This is a genomic window from Akkermansia sp. KLE1798 (genome assembly GCF_001580195.1).
In the GTDB taxonomy this organism is placed as follows: Bacteria; Verrucomicrobiota; Verrucomicrobiia; order Verrucomicrobiales; family Akkermansiaceae; genus Akkermansia; species Akkermansia biwaensis.
This window is the reverse complement of sequence record NZ_KQ971080.1, coordinates 599-7,493: the sequence shown is the minus strand read 5'-3', so window position 1 is coordinate 7,493 and position 6,895 is coordinate 599. Positions and strand designations below refer to the sequence as shown.

Below are 6,895 nucleotides of genomic sequence, written 5' to 3'. Positions count from 1 at the left end.
CATCATCAAACGCCTCGTTAGCTCAGTTGGTAGAATAGTTGACTCTTAATCAATTTGTCCACGGTTCCAGCCCGTGATGGAGTACCAAATTTTTAAAGAGACGTCCGGCCAATCTGGTAGGACGTCTCTTTTTTATTTGAGTAAAATAATTAGTTAATTCTTTGCTTGATTCATTATTTTCAACTGGCGTTACGATTTATTTTTTAGAATTTTTCTTATCTGACAATATTTTGTCAATTCTATTTACTTTAAATAAAATTCCTTGGTATATTAACATGTCCGCTCCTTCTTTATTACCAGGTTGTCCATACCAATACAATTGGCATTCACCAATATACAAAACAGCACTAGGTGCTTGGGTAAGCTCCGTTCTAAAACTATCAGTTTTTCCTTTCTTCATATACATTGCGACCTGTTTTTTTAATGCATTGACGATTAGTTTTTTTTCTACTGGTGTAAAATGAAAGGTATCTTCTTTTTTACCGGGGAAAAAGAACCCAGATATTCTCTGGTCTTTTTCATGGAGTGCATTGTATAATGCTTCGTTAAGTTGGATAATATACTCAAGGTTATTTTCTGAATAACCCACGTGACAAATAAAACAACTAAAAATGATAGATATAATTTTTTTCATAAAGATTAAGATTGAGGTTTAAATTCTGAAAATGATAACCCTGAACCAATTCCTTGCGGTAATAAAGAGGTTGGATCACCAACATCGACACTTTTTCCATTTATTATTTTGGTAATTTTTTTGTAAAAACCTTTGAATGTAGCGGATTGTCGTCTTCTCCAATAGCAGCATAACCATTTGGAGCGTAAACAGTGCACTTACTTTCATTAGCTATTTTTTGAGGTAATACTCCCAATCCCACCTCGCAAGATACTAAATAGATAAAACATTTACTGCAGAATGTCTCTTCATTTTTAAGAGCTTTTACCATTTCAGTAACATTTCCTTCATAAATTCTATTAGCTTTTTTTGGATCTGTACTGTTATTCCAAATTATCGTTTCTCCTGGTTTTGGAACAATTGCCATTTCACCAGGGTTTCCGTGCATAATAAGAGTAAGATTCTCGATGCAGCAAAAACAATTTACTTCATCATCAATTTCATTAATGATACCTTTAAAAGTGTATTCTTTAATTGTTCTTTCAGCATCTGATTTTGATTTTATATCAGGTGTGACATTGATAACAATATCTTTACCAAAAAAATATTTTTCCTGTTATTTCAATATTTATTAAAGAATTATTTCCAAGGAACCCGTATAGATGTTGATCGCCCTGTTCCTGAGCCGCCTGTCCGAGCTCTGCTGGGTTCTGGCCCGTTTTGAGGCCCTCGACGCAAAGGAAAAGACAGGGGATCAAGGATAATGCCCCCTCACGGCCGTTGCGCCGGAAGATTGAAAGGTTCTATTCCGTTTTTGAACAGCCTTGTACCGGAAAAACCCTCTCATTTCGGGGAATGGGGGGTTATACATTTTTACGTGGGGTAATCAGATGGCATGAACCATCATGAACGCGGTAAAGGCGACAGATGAAGGAAAAAGGATACACCTTTCTCAAAATTGACGCATCCATGAAATAAATGTTTTGGTTCTCTATTTCTTTCCCTTTTCATCTTGTCTCCATCTTTCTATAAGGTTCCTCCCCATAAAAGGATGATTCGGAATATTTGCAGACCACACAGGGTTATTAAAATCCGGCTGTAAATAGTACGTGTTGCGGATGTTTACTATTCTGAAGTTTGCCTGTTTCCATCAGCATGGTGTATCTTTTCACAATGGATTAGCACCACAAGCACAGAGCGGGGGAAGAAATCACAGAAGCCAGATGCAGGAAGATGATTTTCATCCTTTTCTGATGGATGGTATTCTTTCACAATTTTTATAAGTTAGTTTTATAGATAGAAACAAGAAAATATTTAAATATTATTCAATAAGAATTCTACAGTATTGATTTTTTTAATATATATCTTGATAAAAAGATTATAATCAGCGCTCCAAAAATCAGAAACAGGAATAGCAAATGTTAGGATTGTCTATAGGGTGTAGTAACATTATTTAAAAAAAGAGATTATTAAATGGCAAAGTATTTTGCTGATTGCTATCGGTAAATATACGGCAAACAGAATAATCAATAAAAATTCTATCATCCTTAACGATTATTGAGCAAGGAAGAATCGAATTCATTGGTTTCTTTATGATATATATTTTCAAATTCTTTATTTTTTATAGGCGGATCGTCAGCTAGTTCAATACTGCACCGCGCCAAAATTTTTTTTCTTAAAGGATTTTTAAAATATTTCGTTGCCGATTCTACTTCATCATCAATTCCGCAATTTTCATATTTCTCTAACTCTATATATTTACATACCCCCAAGGCTTCTTTTTTTTTATATAGGTAACTAGTAATACCGGATTGTTTATGAAATCCGACAAAAGAAAAACCTTCATCTATAAGTTGGAAATGATGATATTCTAATGTTTTTCCCCTATATTCTGTGGGTCTCTCCCACAGAAAAATAATGCCTTTTATATATGTTAAATAAATAATGGTGAATAAAATAATAGAAAAAATGATTAATATTGAAGCAAATATTTTTTTGATATAAATTATATTGTTTTTAGTCATTTAATTTTCATTGATTAAAGAGGAGGGTTTTCTGGTTTGTATTTTGCTTTTTCTTCTTTTGATGGGACTGGTTTCTTTGGATTTGCATAATCAGTTCTCCCATCAACCCCATACATAACTGTCCCAAAAAAACCTTCCCATACTTGGGTAAAAGATTGTTTTCCTGGACCTGGTGAAGTAGCCGTCCTACATCCACAGCTAATGACAATTGCCCCTTTTATAAAACTTCCTTTCTTAAAGATACCTTGTTGAATATCATTGTTAGTAATGGAAAAACTATTGTCAGGCACACCGTAGTCTGTGAAAGGGTATCGTGGATTTAAACTTCCTGGCAACCCGTGGCCATAATAGACGAAACGGGAAATTCTGTCTTCTCCTGTCCTTTCCATGAAAGCTGTAGTTACAGTCCCTGTAATACTATCTAATTCATAGATCTGAACTGTATTTACAAGAAAGGCTAAGTCTGATTTAGTTTTATAGAATCTCAATTCAACATCTAATTCTGCAGCTTTTTTTCGAATTTGATTTAGGTAATGTTGAGAGTCTTCCATGTCATTCATAGCCCGTATCCTATAAGTTTCATATTCGACTAGCCATTCTATTTTTTCGCCAGGCTTAATCAATCGTTTACGTTTTTTGATTTGTTCTTCGGCAGAGGTTATAAAATTTGACCAGTTTCGATCATGAAAACCATAACCAGATATTTTTTTTATAGCAGAAAAAGCGAGATATGAAAGGAAACGATCAAAATATATAGTTGAAAACTCAATTCCTCCAATATTTGTATTGCAACCACCGCTAATAACAATTTCGTTAAGTCCTAATTTATCAATACGAAAAAAAGGAGAATTCTTAACAAATCTATAGAGGTTATTTCCACCTTGTTCTTGGATGAGGTCACGGTTAATCCATCTGCCGTCAGTAGGGTTAAGATGACGGAAATTGTAGTAAATTAGCCCTAATTCATCATCCATGTACTCGCAAGAAAAACGGAACTTGTTGTTCTGGGCTATTTCTCCTTGTACCTTTAGAAGTTCTCCGAACGGAGCATACTCGTAGAGGGCTCTTCGTACCTGCTGACCGTCAAAAATGGAAGTGACGTTCTTCAGGGCGTCGTGCATGAAGTAGAAATGTTTTCCAGTTTCTGTTACCCTTTCTTTCCCACATGTCATCATCAGGATACGTGTGGTTATCGGTTCTGCCGGATCCCACAGATAGCTTTTCTCCAGTATAGGTTCGGGATACATCAGATCTAATTTGGCTACTTGCAGGTAATCACGATACAGGTAATAAGCATGGCTAATAGCTGTTCCATTGATAGTCACTTTCTTTTCAAAGCGGCGTCCTTGGTAGTCATAGCCGCAGGCGACGACGGTGCGACCATCTTCACTGGTGAATGAGACAGGTCTGTCATTGGCATCGTAGCAAACATTCCAGATTCCTGTTGAGGTTTTCATCCTGGTCTGGTTGCCGTCCGCATCATAGAGAGGGTCAAAGGAAACATCCGCCTGAATTATGTTTGTGTACTGGTTGAGCTCGTTGGCTCCGTAGGATATTTCTTCTTCCAGCTCACGGGAGATTTTGCGGTTGCCGATGTTGTCGTACCGGTAGGCAAAGTTGCCTCTTTGCTGGAGCTCATCATTGATAAGTTCACTTCTACCATTGTAGGTGAAGTTTCTTGTGGCCGCTGCTGTAGGGGCATCCCAGGAGTCCCGGCGCTGGGTGGGGCGCATCAGGTTATCGTATTGATAGGCATGTCCGGCCAACATGTTACCAGTCCCGGCATCCTCATAGTTGATGGAGGCCAGGAGGTTGAGCGTGGGATGGTAGGTATTCCTGCGGACCATGCCGTTGGGATAGGACAATTTGTTGAGGAAGCCGCTGGTTTCGTCATACTCCCACCTAAAGGGAGCTTCCAATCCTTCCATATTCATCCCAATAATGGCACTTTTGTGGTCATAGTCAAGATGGGAGTGTTGCACAGTACGGGTACCAAGCATCAGGCGGTATCCGCAGGGACGCCCAAAGGCATCGTATTCTTCCTGGAGGCAGCTTTCTACGATCCCAAAAGAAGTGTCCTGAACCATCCTGCCATAGGCGTCATAGGAGAATTCTCGGATTCCTGAGGCATCGGAAACAGAGATCATCTGTCCGAGGTGATTGTAGGAGTAGAGCCATGGCTGGGTGTTGTCGCTGTGAGAGACGGAAACAAGCTCTCCGGTAAGGGGAGCGTAGGCATAGGAGGAAACAATACCTCTGGCCTTGGTGAGTGTTTCCAGGCGGTTGAGCCTGTCGTAGGTTTTGGAAACACAGGAGCCATCGGCATAGGTTTTCTTGAGTTCCAGTCCCGTAGCTGTATCGTAGAGCCACCTGGTGATGTCTCCGTCGGTACGGCTGGAAGGATCGGTGGTAATGTCTCCCTCGTCCACCCTGAAGGTGGTCAGAGCTATCAGATGATCAGCTTCATCATAGACGAGGCACACAGGTTGTGTAGCAGTACCGTATTCGGCTGTTTTCCGGCCGCGGATATCATAGCAATAACAGATGGTGCCCTCCAGGGTGTTGGTGATGCAGGCAGGAGCGTCACAGCAGGGGGAATAGGCAGTGGAAGTGATATTGCCTTGTGCGTCGGTTGTCCTGATGTCGCGTTCGGCCAGGTCGGTTTCGATGGTAGTGACATTGCCCCGGGCATCGGTTTGCTTCAGGATCATGCCTGTGGAGGAGTAAGAACGTTGCTGTGAGAAGCAGATTCCTGCATAATTGGTTTGTCTTATGGTAAAACCATCCACTGCAAGAGATTCAGCTGCAATGTCTGAAGAGGGAATACGGCTGAACTGGGTACGCTTGGAGGGGGCAGTATATTCTGTCCATTGAACACTCTGATGACCGTACATGTCAGTGATAAGAGTCTTGCTTTCCACTACAGGGTCCAGTTGCGAAACCATGGTTTCGGTAGTCTGTGTGAGAGGCAGTCCTTCGGTATTGTAGGTTGTAGAGGTTTGTACCTGATAAATGCCATCTTCCCGTATCTGGTAGCAGGAGGAGTTTTCCGATATCCTGTTTTTAGAGGGATCATGCGGATAAAGTTCATCCAGAAGAACAGTCTGCCTTGCGGTGCTGCCCAGTTGGTCGTAGACAGTTACTGTAGGAGCCATGTCTTCTGTCCGGGTATGCACAAGCTGTCCCTTACCATTGTAACTGTTGCTGGTGGTAATGAAGCCTCCCAGAGTATTGGGTTGTTCCTGCCGGATGATTTCTCCAAAACCGTTGGAAAGGGAACGTGAAAGAATTATTCCCTGGGACAGAGTGGTGGTGAGGATACCCTCTTGTGTCAACTCAAGTTGAGTTTCCATTTCCCGCTGACCGGTTCCTGTCTGCAGAATGGTAGTGCCGTCATAATAAGTTTGAGTAATTAAAGTAGCACCTGAAGGAGGGGTGACGGTTGTAGTGAGATGATCGTCACTGTATTGGGTCCTGGTGACCCTCCCAAGAATATCCGTGGTGGAAATGGTTCTTCCCAGATCATCGTACTGCGTACTTTCAACCGTGGTCATGGCCCCGACATCCCGGCGCGTGGAAATGATTCTTCCGGCGGCATCATAAATATAACTGGTGATGGTTTCGGGAGTGGTTTCGGTTGCCGATCGAATGGTTTCCACCAGTTGTTTGGCCGTGTTGTATCCGTAGCTGGTTGTGATGCCATCTTCGTCGGTTTCTCTCAAGGGCCCGCAGCACATCCATTCTGTGGTACTGGTTCTGCCATTGGCCTTCGTAGTTTTGACAAGTTTGAGCTCGGCGTCGTATTGGTAGTCTTCGGAAGAAATCAGAGACCATTCATCTCTCGTGTGAACGTACTGCTCTTGTCTGGTGGTGGTGCCGTCTTCAGCAATGTATTGCACGCTGCGGGTACTTTGGCCGGAAACAATGGTCCCATTTGCCTGAACGGTTGTTGTCACCTTGTGAACAGCGCCATAATCCGTTGTGACTTCATAGGTATGGACGGTCTGAACACCGTTGATGCCCTGGCTCATCTTCTGCCTACCTCGGGCATAGGGGTACTGTGCAGCTTCCCCATAAGTCTCCGAGACGCTTGTGTGAACCTGGTCGGAGCCCAAAGCTGTTTCGGTCACTATGGTTCGGTTGACTTCGGGGCTGTCTTCATAAGTGTAGCTCCTTTGGTTCAGAACGGTTTCCGTTCCGTCCTGGGCAATGATGACCTCTTTCTCCGTAGCCGGCCTGAAATCATTGAAGCGCAGGT

At 41.9% G+C, this 6,895-nt stretch carries 4 protein-coding genes; all 4 read right to left on the bottom strand.

Annotated elements, in window-relative coordinates; genetic code table 11:
• Positions 1–196: 196 nt before the first annotated feature.
• The 4 genes from HMPREF3039_RS04185 to HMPREF3039_RS04175 all read right to left on the bottom strand — a co-directional run bounded on the left by HMPREF3039_RS04185 (position 197) and on the right by HMPREF3039_RS04175 (position 6,668).
• A complete protein-coding gene (locus HMPREF3039_RS04185; RefSeq protein WP_067571062.1) occupies positions 197–634 on the bottom strand; it encodes a hypothetical protein in 438 nt (145 codons plus the stop codon).
• 103 nt (positions 635–737) lie between these two features.
• On the bottom strand, positions 738–1,061 hold the full coding sequence (locus tag HMPREF3039_RS13595) for a hypothetical protein (RefSeq protein WP_147549909.1): 324 nt from the start codon (positions 1,059–1,061) through the stop codon (positions 738–740).
• Positions 1,062–2,160: 1,099 nt separating this feature from the next.
• Positions 2,161–2,637, bottom strand: a complete 477-nt coding sequence (locus tag HMPREF3039_RS04180) for a hypothetical protein (protein WP_067571060.1) — start codon at positions 2,635–2,637, stop codon at positions 2,161–2,163.
• A gap of 14 nt (positions 2,638–2,651) precedes the next feature.
• Positions 2,652–6,668 (bottom strand): RHS repeat domain-containing protein, encoded by a 4,017-nt coding sequence (locus HMPREF3039_RS04175; protein ID WP_156473598.1) that lies wholly within the window; start codon positions 6,666–6,668, stop codon positions 2,652–2,654.
• Between the last annotated feature and the right edge of the window lie 227 nt (positions 6,669–6,895).

Bases quoted from the DNA above. Each gene is read 5' to 3' on its own strand.
- HMPREF3039_RS04180 (WP_067571060.1), bottom strand. From the start codon at position 2,637: ATGACTAAAAACAATATAATTTATATCAAAAAAATATTTGCTTCAATA.
- HMPREF3039_RS04185 (WP_067571062.1), bottom strand. From the start codon at position 634: ATGAAAAAAATTATATCTATCATTTTTAGTTGTTTTATTTGTCACGTG.
- HMPREF3039_RS13595 (WP_147549909.1), bottom strand. From the start codon at position 1,061: ATGCACGGAAACCCTGGTGAAATGGCAATTGTTCCAAAACCAGGAGAA.
- HMPREF3039_RS04175 (WP_156473598.1), bottom strand. From the start codon at position 6,668: ATGAGCCAGGGCATCAACGGTGTTCAGACCGTCCATACCTATGAAGTC.